At 61.3% G+C, this 24,823-nt stretch carries 22 protein-coding genes; 17 read left to right on the top strand and 5 right to left on the bottom strand.

Annotated features, from left to right (window positions below; all coding sequences use genetic code 11):
• Positions 1-291 precede the first annotated feature (291 nt).
• Complete coding sequence (locus NDI72_RS01845; RefSeq protein ID WP_206546660.1) at positions 292-1,233, top strand: calcium/sodium antiporter; 942 nt, start codon at positions 292-294, stop codon at positions 1,231-1,233.
• A gap of 138 nt (positions 1,234-1,371) precedes the next feature.
• Here the strand turns inward: NDI72_RS01845 and NDI72_RS01840 are convergent, their stop codons facing one another.
• Positions 1,372-2,025: an outer membrane protein gene (locus tag NDI72_RS01840; protein WP_113154736.1), complete on the bottom strand. Its 654-nt coding sequence runs from the start codon at positions 2,023-2,025 to the stop codon at positions 1,372-1,374.
• Positions 2,026-2,349: 324 nt separating this feature from the next.
• Between NDI72_RS01840 and NDI72_RS01835 the strand changes: the two genes are divergently transcribed.
• The 6 genes from NDI72_RS01835 (at position 2,350) to NDI72_RS01810 (ending at position 9,006) form a co-directional block, all read left to right on the top strand.
• Positions 2,350-3,114: an SDR family oxidoreductase gene (locus NDI72_RS01835; RefSeq protein ID WP_283799375.1), complete on the top strand. Its 765-nt coding sequence runs from the start codon at positions 2,350-2,352 to the stop codon at positions 3,112-3,114.
• A complete protein-coding gene (uvrC, locus tag NDI72_RS01830) occupies positions 3,111-5,102 on the top strand; it encodes an excinuclease ABC subunit UvrC (RefSeq protein ID WP_283799374.1) in 1,992 nt (663 codons plus the stop codon). Before NDI72_RS01835 ends, uvrC begins: the two co-directional genes overlap by 4 nt.
• A gap of 207 nt (positions 5,103-5,309) precedes the next feature.
• Positions 5,310-5,909: a CDP-diacylglycerol--glycerol-3-phosphate 3-phosphatidyltransferase gene (gene pgsA, locus NDI72_RS01825; RefSeq protein ID WP_113154734.1), complete on the top strand. Its 600-nt coding sequence runs from the start codon at positions 5,310-5,312 to the stop codon at positions 5,907-5,909.
• Positions 5,906-6,163 carry a molybdopterin converting factor subunit 1 gene (gene moaD / locus NDI72_RS01820; RefSeq protein ID WP_206546656.1) on the top strand — a complete coding sequence of 86 codons (258 nt, stop codon included), beginning with the start codon at positions 5,906-5,908 and terminating at the stop codon, positions 6,161-6,163. Before pgsA ends, moaD begins: the two co-directional genes overlap by 4 nt.
• Before the next feature lie 2 nt (positions 6,164-6,165).
• Complete coding sequence (locus NDI72_RS01815) at positions 6,166-6,636, top strand: molybdenum cofactor biosynthesis protein MoaE (protein ID WP_283799373.1); 471 nt, start codon at positions 6,166-6,168, stop codon at positions 6,634-6,636.
• 117 nt (positions 6,637-6,753) lie between these two features.
• Positions 6,754-9,006: a putative bifunctional diguanylate cyclase/phosphodiesterase gene (locus tag NDI72_RS01810; protein ID WP_283799372.1), complete on the top strand. Its 2,253-nt coding sequence runs from the start codon at positions 6,754-6,756 to the stop codon at positions 9,004-9,006.
• A 160-nt stretch (positions 9,007-9,166) separates the two neighbouring features.
• Here the strand turns inward: NDI72_RS01810 and ndk are convergent, their stop codons facing one another.
• Together ndk and NDI72_RS01800 are read right to left on the bottom strand one after the other, a co-directional pair.
• Positions 9,167-9,589, bottom strand: coding sequence for a nucleoside-diphosphate kinase (gene ndk, locus NDI72_RS01805; protein WP_113154730.1), 423 nt, complete (start codon positions 9,587-9,589; stop codon positions 9,167-9,169).
• A 181-nt stretch (positions 9,590-9,770) separates the two neighbouring features.
• A complete protein-coding gene (locus NDI72_RS01800; protein WP_206546653.1) occupies positions 9,771-10,460 on the bottom strand; it encodes a glutathione S-transferase family protein in 690 nt (229 codons plus the stop codon).
• Between the two features lie 114 nt (positions 10,461-10,574).
• On the opposite strand from NDI72_RS01800, the gene NDI72_RS01795 reads away from it, so the two are divergent.
• The 4 genes from NDI72_RS01795 (at position 10,575) to NDI72_RS01780 (ending at position 14,632) form a co-directional block, all read left to right on the top strand.
• Positions 10,575-11,087, top strand: a complete 513-nt coding sequence (locus tag NDI72_RS01795) for a DinB family protein (protein WP_283799371.1) — start codon at positions 10,575-10,577, stop codon at positions 11,085-11,087.
• Between the two features lie 160 nt (positions 11,088-11,247).
• Positions 11,248-11,892, top strand: a complete 645-nt coding sequence (locus NDI72_RS01790; protein WP_283799370.1) for a hypothetical protein — start codon at positions 11,248-11,250, stop codon at positions 11,890-11,892.
• Between the two features lie 167 nt (positions 11,893-12,059).
• Positions 12,060-13,937 carry an ABC-F family ATP-binding cassette domain-containing protein gene (locus tag NDI72_RS01785; protein ID WP_113154726.1) on the top strand — a complete coding sequence of 626 codons (1,878 nt, stop codon included), beginning with the start codon at positions 12,060-12,062 and terminating at the stop codon, positions 13,935-13,937.
• Complete coding sequence (locus NDI72_RS01780; RefSeq protein WP_206554720.1) at positions 13,934-14,632, top strand: HAD family hydrolase; 699 nt, start codon at positions 13,934-13,936, stop codon at positions 14,630-14,632. Before NDI72_RS01785 ends, NDI72_RS01780 begins: the two co-directional genes overlap by 4 nt.
• A 183-nt stretch (positions 14,633-14,815) precedes the next feature.
• Here NDI72_RS01780 and NDI72_RS01775 read toward each other — a convergent pair whose 3' ends face one another.
• Positions 14,816-15,262, bottom strand: a complete 447-nt coding sequence (locus tag NDI72_RS01775) for a DNA polymerase III subunit chi (protein WP_206547384.1) — start codon at positions 15,260-15,262, stop codon at positions 14,816-14,818.
• A gap of 4 nt (positions 15,263-15,266) precedes the next feature.
• Positions 15,267-16,757: a leucyl aminopeptidase gene (locus NDI72_RS01770; protein WP_206546649.1), complete on the bottom strand. Its 1,491-nt coding sequence runs from the start codon at positions 16,755-16,757 to the stop codon at positions 15,267-15,269.
• A 330-nt stretch (positions 16,758-17,087) separates the two neighbouring features.
• Here NDI72_RS01770 and lptF point away from each other — a divergent pair, with 330 nt between their 5' ends.
• The 6 genes from lptF (at position 17,088) to rsmA (ending at position 24,813) form a co-directional block, all read left to right on the top strand.
• Positions 17,088-18,293 (top strand): LPS export ABC transporter permease LptF, encoded by a 1,206-nt coding sequence (gene lptF, locus NDI72_RS01765; protein ID WP_113154723.1) that lies wholly within the window; start codon positions 17,088-17,090, stop codon positions 18,291-18,293.
• The gene (gene lptG, locus NDI72_RS01760) at positions 18,290-19,375 is read left to right on the top strand and encodes an LPS export ABC transporter permease LptG (protein WP_113154722.1); all 1,086 of its coding nucleotides are present in this window, start codon (positions 18,290-18,292) and stop codon (positions 19,373-19,375) included. The genes lptF and lptG overlap by 4 nt, the downstream gene beginning before the upstream one ends.
• A gap of 26 nt (positions 19,376-19,401) precedes the next feature.
• Positions 19,402-21,774: an LPS-assembly protein LptD gene (locus tag NDI72_RS01755; RefSeq protein ID WP_283799369.1), complete on the top strand. Its 2,373-nt coding sequence runs from the start codon at positions 19,402-19,404 to the stop codon at positions 21,772-21,774.
• Between the two features lie 183 nt (positions 21,775-21,957).
• Positions 21,958-22,893 (top strand): peptidylprolyl isomerase, encoded by a 936-nt coding sequence (locus tag NDI72_RS01750; protein ID WP_502888364.1) that lies wholly within the window; start codon positions 21,958-21,960, stop codon positions 22,891-22,893.
• A gap of 67 nt (positions 22,894-22,960) precedes the next feature.
• A complete protein-coding gene (pdxA, locus tag NDI72_RS01745) occupies positions 22,961-23,971 on the top strand; it encodes a 4-hydroxythreonine-4-phosphate dehydrogenase PdxA (RefSeq protein WP_283799367.1) in 1,011 nt (336 codons plus the stop codon).
• Positions 23,968-24,813 (top strand): 16S rRNA (adenine(1518)-N(6)/adenine(1519)-N(6))-dimethyltransferase RsmA, encoded by an 846-nt coding sequence (gene rsmA, locus NDI72_RS01740; protein ID WP_206546645.1) that lies wholly within the window; start codon positions 23,968-23,970, stop codon positions 24,811-24,813. Before pdxA ends, rsmA begins: the two co-directional genes overlap by 4 nt.
• Positions 24,814-24,823: the final 10 nt, after the last annotated feature.

Genomic DNA, 24,823 nt, shown 5'->3' with positions numbered 1-24,823 from the left:
CTTAAGCCACTAGCATTTTCAAAGCTGTGGTCGTCCCTCTTGAGCATCATGCCCGTAAAACGCACCACGCTGGCGAGGCCAGGAACCTTGGGAGGAAGCTATCCCGACGTCGCATGCCCTTATCTGGGCGTGAAATGAGGCTGAACGTGCCCCAAAAATAGGTCTTTCGGGGGCGCCAATGAGGCGGAAAATTGACGTTGCAATTTGGCAACAGAATTATTTCCGGGCCTTGGGGGCCGACAGGTGAGCACCTATATACCGCGAGAAATCGCGGATCACATGGGGACATTCATGCTTTTCAGTCTGCTTATACTGGCAGTCGGCGTCACGCTTCTATTCTTCGCAGGCGACATCTTTGTGAAGGGTGCAGTCGGCCTTGCCGAGAATCTCGGAATTTCCCCTCTCATCATCGGCTTGACCGTGGTGGCGTTCGGAACCTCCGCACCTGAACTTTTCACATCCGTGCAGGCTGCGCTTTCCGGCGCGCCTGGCCTTGCCGTCGGCAACGTGGTTGGCTCCAACATCGCCAATGTGCTTCTGGTGCTGGGCGTGCCAGCGCTCATCTACCCCGTCATCTCCAATGAGAAGGGGCTGCGCCGCAATCTGGTCGCCATGCTGGGTACGACGGCAGTTTTCATGTGGATGCTTGCGGGGGGCGTCATCACCCGGCTTGAAGGCGCTGCACTCTTCGCAGGTCTTTGCGCCTTCATCGCCTGGCAGATTTACGATGCGAGAAGCAGCGGGGCTCCGGAAAACCATGACTTCCATGACGATATCGGGGAAGCACCGCATGACCGCAAACGGGTCATCATCTATCTTGTTGCCGGCGTCGTCGGCCTCCCCATCGCCGCGCAGCTGACTGTTGCCGGCGCCGTGCGGATTGCTGAGAGCTTCGGCGTCAGCGACGCCGCCATCGGCCTGACCATTGTCGCCATTGGCACTTCGCTGCCCGAGCTCGCAACCAGCGTGGCCGCAGCAATCAAGCGTCAGTCGACGATGGCGCTGGGCAACATTGTCGGCTCGAACATCTTCAACATCGCATGCATCATGGGACTGACGGCGCTGATCACACCGGTCGCCGTCGATCCGCGCATCATTTCCGTCGACATGTGGGTAATGCTGGGCGCGAGCCTTGCGCTGGCGCTTCTGGGTTTCCTGCGCCTGCCCGCCGGAAAGGCGGTTGGCGGCGCAATGCTGGCGGCGTTCGCCGGATACATCGCCACCGTGTTCTAGATCGCGGTCTTCCGGATCGCGGCTTTCGGGATCGCGCATGTCCAGCGACGAAAAGAAAATGATGAAGCCGGCCTCGCGCCGGCTTCATCTCTATTTAAGGACCAGATCAATACATCTGGCCTGACTTTGATCGGGTGATCAGAAGCGCACGCCGAGGCCGATGCGAAACTCGTTCATGCCGCCAGAGAGCTTTGCGGGGCCGCCTGCCGTCTCGAAGGTGTTGCTCCCGATGCTGCCGATATTCGTGTAGCGATACTCGCCACGGGCAAACACCTTGTCCGTCAGCGCCACGTCAGCGCCGACACCTGCCGTCCAGCCGGTAAGCATCCTGGAATCCGACACACTGCCGTCCTTTACGCTGTAGCGCCCGGCAGCCAGACCGGCGGCCGTGTAGATCAGCAGGCGGTCATTGACCGCGTAACCAAGGCGTCCGCGAACCGCACCATTGACACCGCCCTTGATGTCAGCGCCCAGGCTGGAAGCCTTAAGGCCGTTATAGCCGAGCTCGCCCTCGACACCGTAAACAACTTTGCCTGTCTGGGCATTGTAGCCAGCGAACACGCCACCGATATAGTCAGTGCTCGTCTTTGCGTCCCCGTCCTCATCGCCACGTGTGCGAACCACGCCGGACGTGGCGCCCAGATAGGTGCCTTCCCAACCGGGAAGCTGAATGACGGGATCCGGTGCTGCATTCGAACCCGAAAGGTCAGCAGCAAGCGCCGGACCAATGCCCATGGCGACTGCCAACACGGCAACCATGGTGCTCAAGCGAAGGATAAAACTCGATTTCATGAAATTTTCCCGTTTATAAAACAAAACATACGTAAACAATCTTCTTAACCCGAAGACAGCCCTCCATCATTTCCAATCTTGTCCGAATTTTGGCACTCTTCGGAAATTTCAGTTACATGTACGAATACGTAAACAACAGAAAATCAGCCTTATAATTCTTAGTCATCAAAACCAAAATCCCTGGCCTTTGCCCTCTCTGTCAGGAGAATACGCATGTCGCGGCTACGGGGTTGGAGACGCGCCTCATTCGGCCTAAATGACATCATGGAAATTCAGCTTTCAGACGCACAGGATTCGCGGCTGACTGACATGGACGGGAGCGACATGGCACAGACCAATGGAACGGCACTGATTACCGGCGGCGCAAAACGCATCGGCGCGGCCATCGCGCGCGATCTGGGCCGTCACGGCTTTTCCGTCGCCATCCATTGCAGCCATTCGCGCGACGCTGCCGACCGGCTCGCTGCCGAAATCATCGAGGCAGGCGGACGGGCCGCCGTTCTGCAGGCCGACCTGCGCGACGGCAAGGCGACACGGGCGCTGATCGGCCAGACAGAAGAGGCGCTGGGCCTGCCGTCCATCGTGATCAACAATGCCTCGATCTTCGAGGATGATGCAGTCTCCGACTTTACCGACGAAGGCTGGGACGCCCATTTCGACCTTCACGTCAAAGCCCCTGCGCTGATCGCACAGGCGCTGACACAGGCTTCGCCCGACGATGCGCAGGCCCTGATCGTCAACATGATCGACCAGCGCGTATGGCGACTGAACCCGCGCTTCTTCAGCTACACGCTTTCCAAATCCGCGCTCTGGACCGCGACACGCACCATGGCGCAGGCGCTTGGCCCGAACATCCGCGTCAACGCCATCGGCCCCGGCCCCACCCTGCCCAACCAGCGCCAGCAGCAGGAAGATTTCGACCGTCAGACCGACGGCCTCATTCTGGGGCGCGCGCCGGATCTGGACGATTTCGGCCGCACGGTGCGCTATCTCTGGGAGACGCGCTCGATCACCGGCCAGATGATCGCGCTCGACGGCGGCCAGCACCTGGCCTGGGAAACGCCTGACGTGGCGGGAGTGCCCGAGTGAACGCCAAAACCGTCCTCAAGGAGACTGCCCTCAAGGAACCGGCAAACCTCGCCCTCGACTGGGACAGCGGCGAGACCACCGATGGCGTGGTCGGCATCGAGGTCATCCAGTCTGCGGTCAAGCGGCTACCGAACGCACCCGGCGTCTACCGGATGATGAACGCCGAGGGCGATGTTCTCTATGTGGGCAAAGCCCGCAGCCTGAAGAAGCGCGTCACAAACTACGCGCAGGGGCGCGGCCACACCAACCGCATTGGCCGGATGGTGCGCGAAACGGCGTCGATGGAGTTCGTGGTCACGCGAACGGAAACCGAAGCGCTGCTTCTGGAAGCCAATCTGATCAAGCGTCTGCGCCCGCGTTTCAACGTGCTGCTGCGCGACGACAAATCGTTTCCCTATATCCTTCTGACCGGCGACCATTCCGCGCCCGGCATCTTCAAGCATCGCGGCGCGCGCTCCAAGAAGGGCGATTATTTCGGCCCCTTCGCCTCCGCCGGCGCCGTCAGCCGCACCATCAACTCGCTGCAACGCGCGTTTTTGCTGCGCACCTGCACGGATTCCGTGTTCGAAAGCCGTACCCGCCCCTGCCTGCTCTATCAGATCAAGCGTTGCTCCGGCCCCTGCACCGGCGAAATCAGCGAAGCCGATTATGGCGAACTTGTTTCGGAAGCGAAGGCTTTCCTCTCCGGTCGCTCCAGCAGGGTGAAGGCGGAGATCGCCAAATCCATGCAGGAAGCCTCCGAGGCGCTCGATTTCGAGCGTGCCGCGATCTATCGCGACCGGCTTTCCGCCCTTAGCCACGTGCAGAGCCATCAGGGCATCAACCCGCAGGGTGTTGAGGAAGCCGATGTGTTCGCCATCCATCAGGAAGGCGGGCAGAACTGCATTCAGGTCTTCTTCTTCCGCACCGGGCAGAACTGGGGCAACCGCGCCTATTTCCCCAAGGCGGACCCGGCGCTTGAGGCCAATGAGGTGCTCGGCGCGTTCCTCGCCCAGTTCTATGACGACAAGCCCTGCCCGCGCATGGTGCTCCTGTCGCATGAAGTCGAAGAGCAGGAGCTTCTCACCGAGGCGCTTTCCACCCGCGCCGGCCGCAAGGTTCAGGTGCTGTGCCCGCAGCGCGGCGAGAAGAAGGATTTGACCGACCACGCGCTTCAAAACGCCCGCGAGGCGCTTGGACGGCGACTGGCGGAAACCTCTTCGCAGGCGCGCCTGATGGAGGGGTTTGCCGAAACCTTCGGACTGGAAGAAGCCCCGCGCCGCATCGAGGTCTACGACAACTCGCACATCATGGGCACCAACGCGGTGGGCGGCATGATCGTCGCCGGAGCGGAAGGCTTCGCCAAGAACCAGTATCGCAAGTTCAACATCCGTTCGACCGACATCACCCCCGGCGATGACTACGGCATGATGCGCGAGGTGATGCAGAGGCGCTTCTCCCGCCTCATCAAGGAGAACGGTCTCCCGATTGCCGGGGACGCAAAGAAGACCGATGATGACGAGGCCGACGCTCCCGAGATGGCGGACATGCCCGCCTGGCCCGATGTCATTCTGATCGATGGTGGTCAGGGACAGCTGGCGGCCGCCGCGCAGATCCTCGAGGAACTCGGCATCACGGAAATGGTGACAGCCATCGGCGTCGCCAAGGGCGTCGACCGCGATGCCGGACGCGAGCGCTTCTTCATGGCCGGCAAAAGCTCGTTCACCCTGCCGGTGCGTGATCCCGTGCTTTATTTCATCCAGCGGCTGCGCGACGAGGCGCACCGTTTCGCCATCGGCTCGCACCGGGCGCGCCGCAAGAAGGAGATGGTGAAGAACCCGCTTGATGAGATCAGCGGCATCGGCCCCGGCCGCAAGCGCGCATTGCTGCATCACTTCGGCACGGCCAAGGCTGTCAGCCGCGCCGGCATTGATGACCTGATCGCCGTGGACGGCATCTCCGAGGCAATTGCCCGCCAGATCTACAATCATTTCCACGAAAACGGCTGAAGCGGCGTTCTTTCGTCGCGGTTACCCCGGTTGGCGCTTGCCGTTCGCTCCCGGTTCTGATTTGACAGGTAACGATTGGTATTTGCCAGTCGAGCCCGACGGGCGTGTGTTCGTCGTGTCCTCGCGCTTGGGACGCGGTGATTTTAAAATCAATGGGTTGGAATGTGTCCGCACATTCCGGGGCAGACCTGAGCAGGATTGCGCTTCATGGCCAGACGCAGAACGCCGGCATTCAACATCCCGAACCTCCTGACCTATGGCCGCATTCTTGCGGTGCCGGCAATCGTGCTGTGCTTTTTCCTGGAGGGACGGCTGCAATCGAGCGACTTCGCCCGCTGGTCGGCGCTGGCGCTCTTCATCCTCGCCAGCATTACCGATTACTTCGATGGCTACCTGGCGCGCATCTGGAAGCAGACCTCGAATATCGGCAAGATGCTTGATCCCATCGCCGACAAGCTCCTCGTCTCCACCTGCCTTCTCCTCCTGGCAGCCGATACCGACCGCACCATCGCCGGATGGTCACTGTGGGCGGCGATCATCATCCTGTGCCGCGAAATTCTCGTTTCTGGCCTGCGCGAATATCTCGCAGCACTCAAGGTCAGCGTTCCCGTGACGCAGCTCGCCAAATGGAAGACGACGATCCAGATGGTCGCCATCGCCTTCCTGCTGGCCGGCCCCGCCGGTGACAAGATCCTGCCCTATACCACCGAGATGGGCATCGTGCTTCTTTGGATCTCGGCCGTCGTGACGCTTTACACCGGTTATGACTACTTCCGCGCCGGGCTGAAGCATATTGTGGAGGAATAACCGTGAAACTCGTCTATTTCGCCTGGGTTCGTGAGCGCATCGGCCTGCCGGAAGAGACCGTTGACCTGCCCGCCGACGTCAAGACAGTGACGGACCTGCTCGCCTGGCTGAAAACCCGTGGCGAAAACTACGAAACCGCCCTTGAGCGGTCCGACGTGATCCGCGTCGCAATCAATCAGGAGCATGCCGAACACACGGCCGCCCTGCCCCGGAACGGTGAAGTGGCGCTCTTTCCGCCCATGACCGGGGGCTGACCATGACTGCGCCTTGCGAGCCTCTGGTGCGTGTTCAGGCAGAGGATTTCGACCCTGCCGCCGAAAGCCGCCGCCTGACCGAAGGCCGCCGCGATGTGGGCGCAGTGGTGAGCTTCACCGGGCTTTGCCGCGATGAGAACGGGCGGCTTGATGCGCTCGAACTCGAACACTATCCGGGCATGGCCGAGGCCGAGATCGCGCGCATCGCTGCCGAGGCGGTCGAGCGCTGGCCCCTGACCGGCCTGACGGTTATCCACCGGTTTGGCCGCATTGCCCCTGGGGAAAACATCGTGCTCGTGGTCGCTGCCTCCTCGCACCGCCGGGCTGCCTTCGAATCTGCCGATTTCCTCATGGATTTCCTGAAATCCCGCGCTCCTTTCTGGAAAAAAGAGCATGTTTCCGAGAAAAACAGCGGAGACTGGGTCGAGGCCAGGGCGGGCGATCTGGAAGACATGAAACGCTGGCAGCGCTGAGCAAGCCTCTTCCCTTTACCCTTCACTAACGATAGCCGGCTTTTCTCCCGTTCCTAGACATTTGGGCAAGCCGTTACAGGTTATAGCTTTCCCCTGAGTTATCTTGGTGGGAGAGCAATGTCTGAGAATATCCAGACGATGCTGGCGACGCAGGTGGATTTCGCCTGGTGGATCGCAGCTGGCGGCCTTCTTGGCTGTCTTGCGCTGGCCTATTGCCTGTTTCGCATGCGCTCACTCTATCGCGCGGTTCGTGACGAGCAGGTGAACCATCAGGAGCTGATCGACAATCTTTCCGAGGGCATCTACCGCTCGCTGCCCAACGGCCGCCAGCTGAGCGCCAACCCGGCGCTCGTACGCCTCAATGGCTATGACAGCGAAGCCGAGCTCCTGGCCGGCGTCACGGATATTGGCAGCGAATGGTATGTGGACCCGGCCCGCCGCGAGGCGTTTCGCGCGGAGCTGGAGAAGAACGGCAAGGTCGAGAACTTCATCTCGGAGATCTATCGCCACAAGACGCGCGAGCGCATCTGGATCAGTGAATCGGCGCGTCTCGTGCGCGACCGCCGCACCGGCAAACCGCTCTATTATGAAGGATCGGTCCGCGAGATCACCGAAACCGTGAAGCGCCTGCGACTGCAGGACATGTTCGAGAAGCTGACATCGCAGCTTCCCGGCGGCCTGTTCCAGATGCTGCGGCGTAATGGCGGCCGGTTTTCCGTACTCTACACCTCGCGCGGTTTCCGTGATCTGCTTGGTTATGAGTATAACGCGGTGCCCGGCGACCCCAACTCGATCCTCCACATGGTGCATGTTGAAGACCGCGCACGGTATCTGGAGACGCTGCGCCAATCGGGCATGAACCTCTCCGCCTGGGAGTGCGAGTTCCGCCTGCATGCAGTCGATGGTTCGGAGAAATGGCTGCGCGTCGCCGCGATGCCCGAAAGCACCGAGGACGGCATCGTCTGGCACGGCTACCTCTCCGACACGTCTGCGCGCAGAAAAAACGAGCTCGAAATCGAGCGGCTTGCCTTCTTTGATCCGCTAACGGGACTGCCCAACCGCCGCTGCCTTTTCGATGCGGTCGGCGAACAGATGGAGGCATGCAGCAGGAACGGCAATCGCGGCGCGATCCTCTTCATCGACCTCGACAATTTCAAGACGCTCAATGACACGATGGGGCACGATGTCGGCGACATCTTCCTCAAGCAGGTCGCCACGCGGCTACAGGCAGCCGTCGCCCCGGGCGACACGGTCGGGCGTATCGGCGGCGACGAGTTCGTCATCGTCCTCTCTCTGAGCGACACCACCGCCGCCAGCGCCACGCGCAACGCGATTGTGGCGGCCAACCGTGTGCTTGCCGCCCTGCGCCAGGAGTTTACGCTTGGGCAGATGACCCATCGCACCTCCGCAAGCGTTGGCGTGCTCGTTTTCGATGGCAGCGAGCGCGGTCCCGAAGTTTTGATGAAGAATGCCGACATGGCCATGTATCAGGCCAAGAGTTCGGGCCGGAACAATGTCGCGCTGTTCGACCCGCGCGTTCTGCAAAAGGAGCGCAAGCGCTTCCGCCTCCTGAGCGACATGCGCGGCGCGCTGGTGGAGAACAATCTGGAGCTCCACTACCAGCCGCAGGTGAACATGGCGGGGCATGTGGTGGGGGCCGAGGCGCTGTTGCGCTGGAACCACGCCGATCACGGCGCCCTGTCGCCAAGCGATTTCGTGGGACTGGCCGAACAGCACGGTCTCTCGGAGCTTCTGGGCCGCGGTGTCATCGAAACCAGTGTTCGAACCCTGGCTGAATGGAAGAAGAACCCGCGGCTGGAAGGGCTGCGCATGGCGGTGAACATCAGCCTCAAATCGCTGCGCGATCCGGATTTCGTCGCCTTCCTGCATGACCGGCTGGAAGAGCATGGGCTCAATCCGCAGCTTCTCACACTGGAGATGACGGAGCGTGTGCTGACCAGCGACCAGATGCAGATCCAGCGCCGCATGAACGAGCTGAAGGCGCTTGGCGTGCGGCTGTCGCTGGACGATTTCGGAACCGGCTATTCCTCCATCGCCTATCTGAAGAAACTGCCTTTCGACGAATTGAAGGTGGATGGCAGCTTCATCGCCGATATCGAAGCGAGCGAAAACAACCGCGCACTGGTGCAGAGCATGCTCGACATGGCCTCCACGCTCGGCCTTTCGGCCGTGGCGGAGCATGTTCAGACGGCCCGGCAGGAAGCGCTTCTGAAAGCATCCGGCTGCGCCTTCTTCCAGGGCTGGCTCTACGGGCGCGCCATGACGGGCGAGGACTTTGCCAGGTTCGTTCTCGACCGCAACCCCACCTCCATTCTGCGCTTTCCCGGCTCCACCCGGCAGGGCGCATAAAAAAACCGGGGCCTGAGCCCCGGTTTTCAAACTGGTGGTTCGTGATGAACCCTTAGAATGAGAGCATTTCAGCTTTTCGTTGAATCGCGAAAACGCTCTCATTCATTGTTCTTGCGCAATTCCGGACGGGAAACCGGTTCCCACTTTTCCTGGAATTGCTTTAGCCGACGATCTCGAGATCGGAGAACCAGTAACGGATCTCTTCAGCAGCCGTTTCCGGAGCATCGGAACCGTGGACGGAGTTTTCGCCGATCGAAGTGGCGAATTCCTTGCGGATGGTGCCCTCGTCAGCGTCTGCCGGGTTGGTGGCGCCCATCACTTCGCGGTTCTTCAGGATTGCGTTCTCGCCTTCGAGAACCTGAACGACGGTCGGGCCGGAAGACATGAACTCGCACAGTTCGTCAAAGAACGGACGCTCTTTGTGAACGGCGTAGAAGCCTTCTGCCTGACGGCGGCTCATCCACACGCGCTTGGAAGCGACGACGCGCAGGCCGGCGTCCTCGAGCTTCTTGGTGATTGCGCCGGTCAGGTTGCGCTTCGTTGCGTCCGGCTTGATCATAGAGAAAGTGCGTTCGATCGCCATGGTCTGTCCTTCGATTGTCTGGATTTAGGGCCTTGGCCCATGTTTGAAGATGGCGCGGTCTATAACCGGCCAGAGCCCACATGGGAAGGGCCAACGCCGCCTTGCATGATTTCAGCCCGCTGAACGGCGGTTTTCACACCCGATCCGTCATCTCTCCTTCATCGAAACGCACCGAGGCCGCTCATGCAGCCGGCACGCGACGGCCCAGACCGTCATGCAGTTCCAGACACCGCTCGAACCAGTGTGCGACGGGATCGTCCTCCACGATGAAAGGGAACGGCGATATGACGCGCGCCCACTGGAAGACACCGGCCACGATATAGTCGGCGAAAAGCGGTCCCTCCCCGCCCAGGAATGGTTGCCGCTTGACCACGGCGCGCAGCGGCACGAGCGCATCGCGAAATGCTTCAAGTCGCTCCTCGCGCCCCCGGGCGACATCCTCGAGCGCACCACCGAAGCGCGCCTCGCGGGTCTGGCGGAAATAGGCCTGGTCATCTTCTTCCAGAGCCGCGTGTATCTCCGGCAGGAGAGACGCGCCGACGAACGGGACAAGCGTTGCATTGGCCCATTTCTCGATGAAACGGGACAGCACCACGCCACCCTCTCCGCCAAACAGGCTTGGCCGGTCCGGATAGGCTTCTTCCAGATGGAGCGCGATGGCGAAGGAATCGCCGACCAGCGTTTCGCCATCCCGGATCAGCGGAACCGTTTTCGTGGCCCCGCCCTCGATTGCGCCGATCTGCGTGAAGGGCACCGGTACGGTCGTGAAATCGAGTCCCTTATGCGCCAGAGCAAACGCCACTTTCCAGCAATGCGGGCTGAAAGGACGCGCTGCATCCACGCCCACCAGTTCATAAAGTGTAATGGTCACAACTCGTCCTCTCGATTGCGATTGGCGCTGTCAGGTGCGAGAGGATTTCATAATCCGTTCGCCATGCAATACGCTGGGGCGAGATTCTCTTGTTCCAGCCTCCCGGACAAAGCAATGAAACAGCAATTCCAAATGTTGGCCGCCTACAATCTCTGGGCCAACGCCCGGATCTACGATGCAGCCGAGACGCTGGACGCCGACGCGCTTGATCGCGATATCGGCCTCTACTTCAAATCGCTGCTCAGAACCCTCAATCACATTCTGGTGGGCGACCTGATCTGGATGAAGCGCTTCACCGGCGAAGGCGCATCCCCCGGTGCGCTCGACACCATCCTGCACAGCGCGCTGCCCGCCCTGCGGATTGCCCGTGACGACGAAGACAAACGCATTGTGGAATGGATCGATAGTCTGGACGAGGCTGCGTTTTCAGGACGTTTTACCTATGTGACCGTTACGGATGTTCGCACGGTTTCACAGCGTCTTGCGCCCGCACTTGTGCATTTCTTCAATCACCAGACGCATCATCGCGGTCAAGCGCATGCCGCATTGTCGATACTGGGCGTGGAAGCACCGTCACTGGATCTCATATATTTCCACCGCACAAAAGACGGAGCAAGGTTCGCCTGACAAGCGGCCATTCATTACAGACTTAAAACGATAAATTTGACTATATATTTCACTAACTTCGACTCTACAATTAAACCCTCGTTACAATAGCGCCCTTCACTTTTTCATACTGCCCCTACCATCCTTGAATGGACGAAAACAGCCATCAAGGAGGAGAACCATGAGCAAAGTGCAGAATGGAATTCTCGCAGGCGTGGCCAGCGGGGTCATTGCATTGGCCATGATCACCCCAAGTCAGGCACAGGCACTTGATGTCAGCGTCGGGGGCATTTCCGCCTCGGTTGACACCGACAACGGACTTGGCGCCAGTGTAGGCGTGGATCAGGGCGTTGCAAGCGCCGGCGTCGGCGCGTCAGTGGGTGGTGGCAGTGTCGCAGGCGTTGACGCCGATGCCTCCGTCGGCGGCGCGGCAAGCGTTTCCAGCAGCACGAGCGTGGGCGGAAGCGGCGGCGTGGTCGATTCCGGCACGACGGCTTCCCTCGGCGGCAGCGGCGGCGTGAATGCCGGTGTCGACGCCAATATCGGCGGCGGCGGCGGGATTGGTGTTGGCGTCGGTGTCGGTGTTGGCACGGGCGGCACAGGAACGCCCGGCACCGGGACACCCGGCGCGGGACGACCGGGCAGCACCAATACCGGCATTTTCAGCAGCGGCAACAATATCGGACAGCGCGCGCTGAGCGGCATGAGCAATCAGCAGATCGCCGTCTATCGCAAACGCTGCGTCAGCATTCTGCGTGATCCGAACGCCTGGGATTATGCGCTGGTGCAGATGTGCAAGGCGCTTCGCCAGGCGGCGGCCCGCTAGGATCAGACCCCGTCAACATGGCTGTAACAGGGGCTCCGGGTGTGGCCCAATTTCCGTGGGCCACACCTGTCTGCTTTTGGCAACACTAATGCGGTTCTGTTGCGTCAAGTCAGCCGCTTTGACAGTGACGTCTTGCCAGCCAGACGGCGAACCGTCAAAACGCCGTCATGTTGACGATTTCAAACCTTTCGCTGCGCATTGCCGGCCGCCTTCTGATCGACCAGGCATCGCTCTCCCTCCCCGCTGGCACCAAGGCGGGCATTGTCGGCCGCAATGGCACCGGCAAGACGACCCTTTTCCGCGCCATCACCGGAGACCTTGCCTCCGAGTCCGGCACGATCAGCCTGCCCAGGGGCATGCGCATCGGCCAGGTGGCGCAGGAAGCGCCGGGGACGGAAGAGCCGCTGATCGACATCGTTCTGCGCGCAGACACCGAACGCGAAGCGCTTCTGGCCGAGGCACAGACGGCAACCGACGCGCATCGCATCGCCGAGATCCAGACCCGGCTGACCGATATCGACGCCCACTCGGCGGAAGCGCGGGCAGCCGCGATCCTTTCCGGCCTGGGTTTCGACGCCGAAGCGCAGAAGCGTCCGGCCTCGTCGTTTTCCGGCGGCTGGCGCATGCGCGTGGCGCTGGCCGCGGTTCTCTTCACCCAGCCCGATCTTCTGCTGCTCGACGAACCGACCAACTATCTGGATCTGGAAGGCACGCTGTGGCTCGAGAACTATCTCTCGCGCTATCCGCATACCGTGCTCCTCATCAGCCACGATCGCGACCTGCTCAACCGGGCGGTCTCGTCCATCGTGCATCTGGAACACAAGAAGCTCACCTTCTGGCGCGGCGGCTACGACCAGTTCGCCAAGCAGTATGCCGAGAAGGCGGAGCTGCAGGAGAAGATGCGCGTCAAGCAGGACGCCCAGCGCAAGCACATGCAGGCCTTTGTCGACCGCTTCCGCTACAAGGCGTCGAAGGCGCGCCAGGCGCAGTCGCGCCTGAAGGCGCTGGAGCGCATGTCGCCCATGGCCGCCGTGCTGAACGAGACGGTGTTGCCCTTCCGTTTTCCCAATCCGGAGAAGGCCGTCGCCTCCCCGATCATCGCCCTTGATGGCGGAACGGTCGGCTACACGCCCGGCAAACCCGTTCTGCGCGGGCTCACGCTGCGCATCGACAATGATGACCGGATCGCGCTTCTCGGCTCCAACGGCAACGGCAAATCGACCTTCGCCAAACTGATCGCCGACCGGCTCACGCTCGAAAAGGGCACCAAGACCGTCGCGCCGGGGCTAAAGGTTTCGATCTTCGCGCAGCACCAGCTCGACGATCTGCGTCCCGATGAAGACGCCTATCAGCATCTGCGCCGGCTGATGCCGGATGCACCGGAGGCGAAGGTGCGGGCGCGGGTCGCGCAGTTCGGCCTGACGACGGAAAAGATGTCGACGCCGGCGCGCGATCTGTCGGGTGGCGAGAAGGCGCGGCTGCTGATGGGGCTTGCCACATTCGAGGCCCCGCACCTGCTCATCCTCGACGAACCGACCAACCATCTGGACATCGACAGCCGTGAAGCGCTGGTCGAGGCGCTCAACATGTTCGAGGGCGCGGTGATCCTCATCAGCCATGACCGGCACCTGATCGAGGCCACGGCCGACCGGCTGTGGATCGTCGGCGGCGGCACCGTATCGCCTTTCGACGGCGACATGGACGATTACCGCAGTCAGATGACCGGAGGCGCGAGCCGCAACCGGGAAAAGCGGGAAAGCGACAAGGCCTCCAAGGCCGACAAGCGCAAGGAGGCTGCGCGCAAGCGCGCCGCTCTCGAGCCCTTGTCCAAGGAGATCAAGGCGACCGAGGGACTGATCGACCGAACGCGCAAGCGGATCGAAGCCATTGAGGCGCGGCTTGCCGATACAAGCCTCTACGACAAGGAGCCGGAAAAGGTCTCTTCGCTCGCCAAGGAGCGTTCGGACCTTGCCGACATGCTTTCAAAGCATGAAGATCGCTGGCTGACGCTTTCCACCGAGTATGAGGAGGAAATGGCCTCGTGACGCGCGCGCTTACCATCGGCTTCGATGCGGATGACACGCTCTGGCAGAATGAGCGCTTCTTCCGCATGACCGAAGCGCGCTTCGCCGAACTGCTTGGCGACTTTGCCGATCCCGATCACCTGACGGAGCGGCTTCTCGATGCCGAGAAGCGCAATCTCGGAAAGTATGGTTTCGGCATCAAGGGCTTTACCCTGTCGATGATCGAAACCGCGATCGAGGTGACCGGGGGCCGTGTGCCGGCGGCGACCATTCAAAACATTCTCGACGCGGGGCGCGAGATGCTCGACCACCCGGTCGAGACCCTGCCCCATGCCCGCGAAGCGCTGGAGCGGCTTGTCGGTCGGCACCGGCTGGTGCTGATCACCAAGGGCGACCTCTTCGATCAGGAGCGCAAGCTGGCGGCTTCGGGTCTCGGCGACTGGTTCGACGCGGTCGAGATCGTCAGCGACAAATCACGCACGACCTATGAGCGGGTTTTCGCGGCCCATGGCGATGGCCCCGAACACGCGATGATGATCGGCAATTCGCTGAAGTCCGATGTGATTCCCGCCATTGAGGCCGGTTCGTGGGGTGTTTTCGTGCCGCATGACCTCACCTGGTCGCACGAGCATGCGGAAGCGCCGGAAGACGCGCCGCGCTTTCGCGAGATCGCGCATCTGGGCGAACTGGAAGAATTGCTCGCGGAGATCGGTTAGAGCGCCGTGCGTCCATTCGGGCGCACAAAGGGCACTCTAACCTCTTGAATCCACGCATCGTGCTTTCCGAAAATCGACCCCGATTTTCGGCCGATGCCTTAGCCCTGCTGAACATTCTGAAACGAAAAAAGGGCTGCGCAAGGCAGCCCTTTTCGTATTGGTTCGGCAAATGGACGGGAGGCCTCAGGCCTTCTTCTGCCAGCGCCGATCCGGCCCCTGCTGCCAGTAGGTGACGGCGTGGCCTGCCGATTTCAGCATCTTCCAGTGCTGGCGCGCGGCATTGAGCTGGTCGGCATCATGGCCATCGAACATGAGAACCGCACGTTCATACCCATCCACCGCGCCCGGATCCGCACCATCCACGAAAAATCGGATCTGCGCACCGTTTGGGTTGGCCGACACGTCGGTCAGAAGCACGGGCTGGTGTTCGGGATGCTCGTCCCGATCCGTGCCATGGGCGAGAAAGGCCTCCTCGCGCCATGTCCAAAGCCAGTTGTCGAGCGCCTCGCAGCGCTCCCGGCTTCCGGTCTGGATGGCCACCCTCCATCCCCTCTCGAGGCTTTTCTCCACCAGAGGAGGCAGCGCCTCCTCCAGCGTCGATTCGGTGAGGTGATAGAAGAGAACGTCCATCGACCTATTCGTAGCTGTCGGCCACGAGGCGGTCGAGCAGACGTACGCCGTAGCCCGAGCCCCAGGAGCGGTTGATCTCGCTGAGCGGCGCGCCCATGGCGGTTCCGGCGATATCCAGATGCGCCCATGCGCCGTCCTTGACGAAACGCTGGAGGAACTGGGCGGCCGTGATCGAGCCGGCCATGCGGCCGGACGAGTTCTTCATGTCGGCATTCTTCGAATCGATCAGCTTGTCGTATTCCTCGCCGAGCGGCATGCGCCACACCTTCTCGCCCGTCGTCTCGCCGGCGGCGGAGAGACGTTCGGCCAGCGTGTCGTCATTGCTGAAGAGACCCGCGCGGTGATGACCGAGCGCCACCATGATCGCGCCCGTCAGCGTGGCGAGATCGATCATGAACTGCGGCTTGTAGCGGTCATTGCAGTACCAGAGCACATCCGCGAGCACGAGACGGCCTTCCGCGTCCGTGTTGATGACCTCGATGGTCTGACCGGACATGGAAGTGACGATGTCGCCGGGGCGCTGGGCATTGCCGTCGGGCATGTTTTCCACGAGGCCGATCATGCCGATGGCGTTGACCTTCGCCTTGCGGGCGGCCAGCGCATGCATGACGCCGACAACGGCAGCCGCACCGCCCATGTCGCCCTTCATCTCTTCCATGCCGCCTGCCGGCTTGATGGAAATGCCGCCTGTGTCGAAGACGACGCCTTTGCCGATGAAGGCGACCGGCTTGTCCTTGGACTTGCCGCCGTTCCACTCGATGACCGCCAGACGCGGCGGACGCACCGAACCCTGCGCAACACCGAGCAGCGAGCCCATGCCGAGCTTTTTCATCTCTTTTTCGGTGAGGATTTCGACCTTTGCGCCGAGCTTCTCGAGTTCCTTGGCCTTCGCTGCGAACTCGACCGGTCCCAGCACATTGGCGGGCTCATTGACGAGATCGCGGGCGACAAGAACGCCGTTCGCCACGGCCTCTGCCCGCACGAACGCCTTCTTGGCGGCGGACGGGTCAGCGCACTGAATGGTGATCTTGAGCTTCTTCGACGGCTTGTCATTGCCGTTGTCACGGCTCTTCGTCTTGTATTTGTCAAAACTGTAGGTGCGCAGCAGCATGCCGAGCGCGATATTGGCGGCATCCTCGGCGCTGACCTCGGCACCATCGAGATCGGCGACAACGCTGACAGCATCGGCAGATTTCGCGGCGGCAAGGGCGGCGCCCCCGATCTTCACCCAGCTTTCCTCGCCGAGTTCGTCCGTCTTGCCTGCGCCGATCGCGGTCAACCGGTCAAGCTGCGAGCCGGCCGGCGCCAGAACCTCAACGCTCTTTGCCAGTTTCCCGGAAAAGCCGGACACCTCGAAGGCGCGCGCCAGAACGCCTTCCGGATCGCAGGCCTTCGCATTGTCTCCCAGTCCGCCACCCTGCGAAGCCAGGACAATGGCGGTGCCCTTTTCGGGCATTGCGAACTTGGCGAAAGAGACGCTCGGTCTGTCGGTCATGATAATTCCCAGATTTGCGTGATTTCTCGTTTTGAGAGATGCCGGCGATCTTGGAGGTTTTATGAAGATTGGCAAGGGCTGTGCCGAGGCGCATTCTGTTTTTTCGCGCGCGCAATCATTGATTGCGGTGCGGCTATTGGGCAGTAAGCAATCTGTTAACTGCGTTTGTTTCGCTTTTTCTAACCAATCCCGCCCACTGTCGCCCCTGGGACAAGAAATGGTGGGCCGCCCTTCAAAGCCGGCAGTTGAGCATTGTGCACGTGGAAGCGGGCCGTTAGGTTCGCGCGCGCCGGTTGAGGGCTGTTCCAACGAAACGGATTGCCGATTTCCATGCGGGTAATCGAACTTTACATCATGCGCCGTACCTTCGCGCTGTTCGCAGCCGCGTTGCTGTGGGTGCTCGCGCTGGTGTGGACCACCCAGGTCCTGAACCGCATCGACCTTGTGACCGATAGCGGCCAGTCGGCCGGCACGTTCTTCATGGTCGCCGCCCTTGTCCTGCCTGCCGTCATTCCCATCGTGATCCCCTTCGCGCTCGGCATTGCCGTGGCGCAGACGCTCGCCACCATGAATTCCGATTCGGAACTGGTGGTCATCAATGCGTCGGGCGCGCCGCGCGCCACCATCATCCGGCCGATCCTGATCATCGCCATCGGCGCCAGCGTTGCATCCTTCCTGATCAACAACACGGTTGAGCCCGCGTCCCGCCAGGCCTTTCGCACGCTGCTTGCCAATGCCCGCGCCGACCTGATCACCACGGTTCTTCAGGAAGGCAGCTTCCAGAAAGTGGATGACGGTCTCTTCGTTCAGGTATCGGAACGCCTTCCCAACGGTCTTCTGGGCGGAATTTTCGTCGCCGATTCGCGCGAAGAGAACACCAAGCTCATTTATCATGCGCGCACAGGTGCTGCCGTTGAACGCGATGGTGGCTCCATTCTGGTCATGCAGGACGGCATGGTGCAGCGGCAGTCGGCGAATGGCGACGTCTCGACGATCCGCTTTGATTCCTACGCCTTCGACCTCTCGCAGTTTTCCAGCAGCGGCGGCGGTGAACCCACCCTGCACCCCAAGGACCGTTCCCTCGCCTTCCTCCTAAATCCCGACCCGGACGACCAGTTCTACAAGAAGTCGCCACAGATCTTCCGGGCGGAACTTCACATGCGCTTCTCCGAATGGCTCTACCCGCTGGTCTTCGCCATGATCGGACTGGCCGTGGCCGGCGATGCGCGCTCCTTCCGCGAAGCCAGGCTGCACCCGATGGTGACCACGATGGTGATCGCGCTGCTTGTGCGGTGGGTCGGGTTCTATTCCGGCACCGAGGCCGAAAGCTCGCGCGTTTTCTCCTTCGTGCTTTACGCCGCGCCACTTTTGATGATTGGCGTATGCGCGTTCTTCATCTTCACAAATCGTGTGATGGAACTGCCCACACACTGGGTTGAGAAGCTCAACGCACGCACACAGAAACTGACCGAGGCAATGACCCGCCTTCGCATCAAGCTGGCCAGCAAGCGCTCGCCCGAAGGAGGTCGCGGATGATCGGCCTGACACTTGGCGGCTATTTCTTCCGCCGCTACGCCTCGATTGCAGCCTGGAACTTTTTCGGCATCGGTCTTCTGATCTTCATCGTGACCTTTGCCGAGGTGTCGAGCCGCTCGGCGGGATTGCCGGGCTACACGCCGCAATGGGCTTTTTCGCTGGCCGCGCTGCAGACACCGATCATCCTTTTGCAGGCGATCCCCTTCATCGGTCTGATTGCGGCCATGGCCACGCTCATCAGTCTCAACCGCAAGTATGAGCTTGTGGTGGCGCGTGCGGCTGGCGTTTCAGCCTGGCAGTTCCTCACGCCCATCGCATTCGGCTCCTTCGTTTTCGGCGTGATCGCCGTTGCTGCGCTGAACCCGCTGGCAGCCAACGGCTTTGCCCAGGCGCAGCTTGTCGAGGCCGAGGTGCGCGGGGCAAAGAGCACAACCAATTCCGAAGCCGAACAGTGGCTCAAACAGCGTACGGGCAATGAGGAAACCATCATCGGTTCCACCTCTGTCCTCAGCGGCGGGCAGACCCTGATTCGCCCGACTTTCTTCCGAATCGATGCCGATGGACGCATCTATGAGCGACTCGACGCCGAACGCGCATTTCTGCGCGATGGTTTCTGGGAATTGCAGGACGTGTCACGTCGCCGCGGTACCGCTGCGGCAGAACGTATCGCAACGCTGCAGATCGAAACGAATCTCCAGCCAGAATTCGTTGGCGAGCAGCTTGCGCGCCCTGAAGCGACATCCATCTATGCACTGCCTGGAAAGATCGAAGTCGCGCGCTCCTTCGGGCTCAAGGCAAACGCCTTTGCCACGCATTTTCATTCACTTGTAGTATTACCCCTCCTGCTCGTCGCCATGACGCTGATTGCCGCTACGGTATCCATGAGATTTACGCGAATGGGACAGTCAGCAACGGTGATTCTGGGTGGAATCCTCGCCGGCTTTCTGCTTTATGTGGTTTCGGTCCTGGTCAAGGCGTTCGGTAGCGCCGGAGTTGTACCTCCGGTTGTAGCTGCCTGGACGCCTGTGGTCGTGGCGATGTTCTATGGGGTGACTTTCCTATTGTACAAGGAGGACGGTTAGTGGGGGTTTCGGCAAACAGAGCCGGCATGTCCGCACGGTTAGCGCATTTGATGGGCGCGACCGCGTTGGCGACCTTGTGCACCTATGCATTGCTTCCGCAGGGCACTGCCCTGGCGCAGACCGGCGGGCTGGACGTATCGGACCTTCCGCAAGACGCACAGATGCTGCTGACGGCGGACAATCTCATTTACGACAACGATCAGAGCACGATCACTGCCGCCGGCGGTGTGCAGATCGAATATGCCGGAAACAATCTCGTTGCAGACCGGGTCGTCTATGACCGGGCAACGTCGCGCGTTGTCGCGCGCGGCCGTGTGCAGATCATCGAGAAAGACGGCAACAAGATCTACGCAGACGAGATCGACGTCACGGACGACTTCCGCGACGGCTTCGTCAATGCGCTGCGCGTCGAGACTGTCGACAAGACCTATTTCGCTGCCGAGAGCGCCGAACGCTCAGGCGGTCGGCTGACCACCTTCAACAATGGTGTCTACACCGCGTGCGAACCCTGCCGTGACAAACCCGGCAAACCGCCGATCTGGCAGATCAAGGCGCAGAAGATCATCTGGAACGGCGAATCCAAGACAGTTCGTTTTGAGCGTTCGCGATTCGAATTCTTCGGCATGCCGATTGCCTACCTCCCCTATCTCGAGGTGGCGGACCCGACGGTGAAGCGCAAAACGGGCTTCCTGATTCCGAGCGCTTCATACAATGACGAGCTCGGCTTCGGCGTCAGCGTTCCCTATTACCTCGCGCTCTCGCCTACGTATGACCTTACGGTAACAGGCACCTACTATACGAATCAGGGCTTCCTTGGCGAAGCCGAGTGGCGTCAGCGTTTCGACAACGGCCAGTACAGCGTCAAGATTGCCGGCATCAAGCAGCAGGACCCCCAGGCCTGGAGCCCGAACACGGTCAATGGCAGCGAAGACGGCCGCGGCATGATCGGCTCCAAGGGCCAGTTCCGCGTCAATCCGCGCTGGACCTTCGGCTGGGACGTGCTTGCGCAGACCGACAAGAACTTCTCGCGCACCTATGGCATCGACGGGTTCTCGGACACGGTTCAGACATCCCAGCTTTATCTGACCGGCCTTGATGACCGGAACTTCTTCGACCTGCGCGCCTACCATTTCGACGTTCAGGAAGACGTGTTGGACTCCTCCCCCAGTGCGCGTGACGATCAGCAGCCCTGGGTTCTGCCAACCTTCGATTATTCCTATACACCGGACATGTCGGTGGCTGGCGGCGAGCTAAATCTCGATATCAATGTTCAAAACATCTATCGGGATCAGCTGAGCCTCAACAAGGTCAACGGCATCAATCCGAACGACACGTCACGCATCGACGGTATGGATGGGCTTGCCAGCCGCATGACGGCCGAAGCCGAGTGGAAGCGCTCTTTCGTCACGTCGGGCGGTCTCGTCGTGACCCCGCTTCTGCAGGCCCGTGGCGACGCGATCTATACCGATTACGATGCCACCACGGTCAATGGCATCACCAGCTTCGAGCTGAATGGCACCCCGGTCGGTAGCGATATGCGCTCCTCCTACTATCGCTACATGGCGACGGCAGGTCTGGAAGCGCGCTGGCCGATCCTTTTCTCGACCACGAGCGCCAGCCACGTGCTGGAACCCGTGGCGCAGATCTTCGTCCGGCCCGACGCTCCCTATCAGGACAAGCTCGGCATTCCGAACGAAGATGCGCAGTCGCTCGTGTTCGACGCGACGACGCTGTTCGAGCGTGACAAGTTCTCCGGCTATGACCGCATTGAGGGTGGTACGCGCGCCAATGTCGGCATCCGCTACTCCGGCAGTTTCGCCAATGGCTGGACTGCTCAGGGCCTCTTCGGTCAGTCCTACCAGATTGCCGGCGCGAACCCCTATGCGGCTCCTGATCTGGTCAATGTCGGCGCCTATTCCGGCCTTGAGACGGACGTCTCCGACTTTGTCGGCATGATCGGTTTCGCCAGCCCGGGCGGCTTTGCATTCTCCGCCGGTGCACGGTTCGACGAGGAGACCTTCGACGTACGCCGTACCGACCTGAAGACCGCCGCCACCGTTGGCGCTGTCACCGGTTCGTTGCAGTACGCCTATATCGAGGCCCAGCCACTATACGGGTTTGAAACCGACCGACAGGAAGTGACGGGCGTCGCGAGGATCAAGTTCGACGAGAACTGGAGCGGTTTTGCTTCGGGCACTTACGACATCGAGAGCGAGACGGTCGTCAAGAACGACTACGGGTTCTCGTATGGCGATGAGTGCTTCATCTATTCGATGACCTATTCGCGCAGCGAAAACCGCGTGACCAAGGAAACCGACCATTCGTTCGGCTTCCGCGTGTCGCTGCGCACCATCGGCGACTTCGGCACCAGCAGCGGCGACTTCGGTTCGAGCTTCTGAGGCTGTGAGCCTTTGAACAGGCAGGCCGGGAGCTTCGCTTCCGGCCTCATTTGGACATGACCTCCCCTAAAGTCATGATTTTGCCCCAGGCTGGCGGATAAAACGGTCCAAGGGACTGTAGCTCCAGTGCATTTGCTGTTATCCCAGACGCAATTGCGGGGTGCAAAAGTGAGAAATGTGACGATGTTTAGCAATTGCAGGCGTATTGTGCGCGCGAGCGTGTTGACGTTGGCCGTGGCGACGGCAATGCCCATTCTCGGCGGTACCAGTGCCATGGCGACCGAAATTCGCTATGTGGTCAACAATCTTCCGGTGACCAGCTACGATATCGACCGGCGCGTCGCATTTCTGCGACTGCAGCGCGAGGGTGGCAATCTGCGCCAGAAAGCCACCGATCAGATGATCGAGCAGACGCTCAAGCTGCAGGAAATGCAGCGGCGCAACATCAACATCCCCAAAGAGATGGTGGATCAGGCCTATCAGCGCTTCGCCAGCGGAAACCGGATGACCACCAGCCAGTTGAACCAGGTGATGGCGCAGTCGGGCGTGACGGCAGCGCACTTCAAGGATTTCATCCGTTCGCAGATCGGCTGGAGCCGCGTCATGCAGGCGCGCAACAACTCTTCCGGCGGCATGAGCGAGCAGGATGTTGTCGCCAAGATGCTTCAGCAGGGTGGCAACAAACCGAGCGCGACCGAATACATGCTTCAGCAGGTCATCTTCGTCGTTCCGTCTGCCGAGCGCTCGAAGTTACTTGGCAAGCGCCAGCGCGAAGCACAGGCGCTGCGTGGCCGCTTCCGGGGCTGCGATTCGACCCGTGAGTTCGCCAAGGGGCTGATTGACGTGACCGTGCGTGACCTTGGCCGTATTCTTGAACCGGAGCTGCCGGGCGACTGGAAAGACCAGATCAAGAAGACGTCCCCCGGCAACGCGACCGGCGTGCGCACGACAGAGCGCGGTGTCGAGTTCATCGGCGTTTGCAGCACGCGCGAAGTTTCCGACGACCGTGTCGCTCAGATGATGTTCCAGAGTGAAGGCTCGGGCGGCGAGGACATGGAGAAGGCCTCGCAGGAATATCTCGCCGAGCTGCGCAAGAACGCGCGCATCACCAAGCGCTGATTGTTCTTCATGAGCCCGGCCTTGCCGGGCTCATCTTTCTTCGACCCTAGATCCAACGAGGTGGCTCTTGCGCCCGCTCGCGCTCAGCATTGGCGATCCGTCAGGAATCGGCCCGGAGGTCATTCTTCAGGCCTGGCTTCGGCGCGACCAGGATAAGCTGTCGCCCTTCTATGTTCTCGGCGACCCTGCCCTTCTGGCCGCACGCGCGCGCCATCTGGGGCTCGACGTACCGCTGTGCGAGGCTGAGCCCGAGGCGGCAGAGAGCGCTTTTGACAATCGGCTGCCGGTCGCACCGCTCGAAAACCGTCTGACCGACAGCGCAGGCCAGCCCGAGACGGTGAATGCGGCGGGTGTCATCGAGGCCATATCACGCGCCGTGACGGACACGGTGGAAAGCCGTGCGGCGGCTGTGGTCACCGCGCCCATCGCCAAGAAGCCGCTCTATGATGCAGGCTTTCGTTTTCCGGGCCACACGGAGTTTCTGGGCCATCTGGCAGAGGAGCTGACCGGAAGGCCGGCCACGCCTGTCATGATGCTTGCGGGCCCCGATCTGCGGACCGTTCCGGTGACCGTTCATCAGGCGCTGGCAGAGGTTCCTGAAACCCTGACGCAGGCGCTGGTGGAAGAGATCGCGCGGATCACAGATCGGGAGCTGCGTCAGCGCTTCGGCATCGCGGAACCGCGCCTTGCCATTGCCGGGCTCAACCCGCATGCCGGCGAAGGCGGGGCCATGGGCACGGAAGACCGTGACGTCATCGCGCCGGCGATCCACGCGCTTCAGGAAGACGGGATCAACGCATTCGGCCCCCTGCCCGCCGACACGATGTTTCACGCCCGCGCCCGCGCTGGCTATGACGCCGCACTTTGCATGTATCACGATCAGGCGCTGATCCCCGTAAAGACCATTGCCTTTGACGAGACGGTGAACGTCACGCTCGGCCTTCCCTTCATCCGCACATCGCCGGATCATGGCACGGCATTCGACATTGCCGGACGCGGCATTGCGCGGCCCGACAGCCTGATTGCGGCGATCAGGCTTGCGCGCCAGCTCTCAGACAATACGGACACCATAAAATGACGGCCGATGGCCTGCCACCACTCAGAGAGGTCATCGCCAGGCATGGCCTCGCCGCCAAGAAATCGCTCGGCCAGAACTTTCTTCTGGATCTGAACCTGACGGCCAAGGTCGCCCGGGCTGCGGGCGATCTTGAAGGCGCGACGGTGATTGAGGTCGGCCCCGGACCGGGCGGTCTGACGCGCGCCCTGCTGATGGCCGGCGCAGAACGCGTGATCGCCATCGAACGTGACGAGCGCTGTCTCGATGCGCTGGCGGAGATCGCCGCGAACTATCCGGGCCGGCTCGACGTGGTGAATGGCGACGCCATGGAAACGGACTTCGCAGCCCTCGCCCCGGAGGCGCACGGCAAGGTGCGGATTGTCGCCAACCTGCCCTACAATATCGGAACGGAGCTTCTCGTACGCTGGCTGACGCCCGACACATGGCCGCCCTTCTACGCCTCGATGACGCTGATGTTCCAGCGCGAGGTGGCGCAGCGCATCGTCGCCGAACCCGGCGACAAGGCCTATGGTCGGCTTGGCGTTCTGGCCGGCTGGCGCACCGTCTCCAAGATCGCCTTTGACCTGCCTCCGCAGGCCTTTACGCCCCCGCCGAAAGTGACGTCGTCCGTGGTGCATATCGTGCCGCGCGCCGAGCCGCTGGCGGTCGAGCCCAAAAGGCTGGCGAAGATCACGGAAGCAGCCTTTGGCCAGCGCCGCAAGATGCTGCGCCAGAGCGTCAAATCGCTGGGTGGTGAAGCGCTTCTGGCGCGCGCAGGGATCGATGCGACGCGACGTGCGGAAACGCTCTCAGTGGCCGAATTCGTGGCGCTGGCGAACGCTTCCCAGACCGGTTCATCCTGACGGATTTTGC

The sequence above is a fragment of the Nitratireductor sp. GZWM139 genome (assembly GCF_030068685.1).
Lineage (GTDB): Bacteria > Pseudomonadota > Alphaproteobacteria > Rhizobiales > Rhizobiaceae > Nitratireductor > Nitratireductor aquimarinus.
The sequence above is the reverse complement of the archived record's forward strand: the minus strand, read 5'-3'. Positions and strand labels throughout refer to the sequence as shown.

Excerpts from the sequence above, each read along its gene's own strand:
- NDI72_RS01845 (WP_206546660.1), top strand. The coding sequence starts at position 292 with ATGCTTTTCAGTCTGCTTATACTGGCAGTCGGCGTCACGCTTCTATTC.
- NDI72_RS01840 (WP_113154736.1), bottom strand. The coding sequence starts at position 2,025 with ATGAAATCGAGTTTTATCCTTCGCTTGAGCACCATGGTTGCCGTGTTG.
- NDI72_RS01835 (WP_283799375.1), top strand. The coding sequence starts at position 2,350 with ATGGCACAGACCAATGGAACGGCACTGATTACCGGCGGCGCAAAACGC.
- pgsA (WP_113154734.1), top strand. The coding sequence starts at position 5,310 with ATGGCCAGACGCAGAACGCCGGCATTCAACATCCCGAACCTCCTGACC.
- NDI72_RS01815 (WP_283799373.1), top strand. The coding sequence starts at position 6,166 with ATGACTGCGCCTTGCGAGCCTCTGGTGCGTGTTCAGGCAGAGGATTTC.
- NDI72_RS01810 (WP_283799372.1), top strand. The coding sequence starts at position 6,754 with ATGTCTGAGAATATCCAGACGATGCTGGCGACGCAGGTGGATTTCGCC.
- ndk (WP_113154730.1), bottom strand. The coding sequence starts at position 9,589 with ATGGCGATCGAACGCACTTTCTCTATGATCAAGCCGGACGCAACGAAG.
- NDI72_RS01795 (WP_283799371.1), top strand. The coding sequence starts at position 10,575 with ATGAAACAGCAATTCCAAATGTTGGCCGCCTACAATCTCTGGGCCAAC.
- NDI72_RS01790 (WP_283799370.1), top strand. The coding sequence starts at position 11,248 with ATGAGCAAAGTGCAGAATGGAATTCTCGCAGGCGTGGCCAGCGGGGTC.
- NDI72_RS01785 (WP_113154726.1), top strand. The coding sequence starts at position 12,060 with ATGTTGACGATTTCAAACCTTTCGCTGCGCATTGCCGGCCGCCTTCTG.
- NDI72_RS01775 (WP_206547384.1), bottom strand. The coding sequence starts at position 15,262 with ATGGACGTTCTCTTCTATCACCTCACCGAATCGACGCTGGAGGAGGCG.
- NDI72_RS01770 (WP_206546649.1), bottom strand. The coding sequence starts at position 16,757 with ATGACCGACAGACCGAGCGTCTCTTTCGCCAAGTTCGCAATGCCCGAA.
- lptF (WP_113154723.1), top strand. The coding sequence starts at position 17,088 with ATGCGGGTAATCGAACTTTACATCATGCGCCGTACCTTCGCGCTGTTC.
- lptG (WP_113154722.1), top strand. The coding sequence starts at position 18,290 with ATGATCGGCCTGACACTTGGCGGCTATTTCTTCCGCCGCTACGCCTCG.
- NDI72_RS01755 (WP_283799369.1), top strand. The coding sequence starts at position 19,402 with ATGTCCGCACGGTTAGCGCATTTGATGGGCGCGACCGCGTTGGCGACC.
- NDI72_RS01750 (WP_502888364.1), top strand. The coding sequence starts at position 21,958 with ATGTTTAGCAATTGCAGGCGTATTGTGCGCGCGAGCGTGTTGACGTTG.
- rsmA (WP_206546645.1), top strand. The coding sequence starts at position 23,968 with ATGACGGCCGATGGCCTGCCACCACTCAGAGAGGTCATCGCCAGGCAT.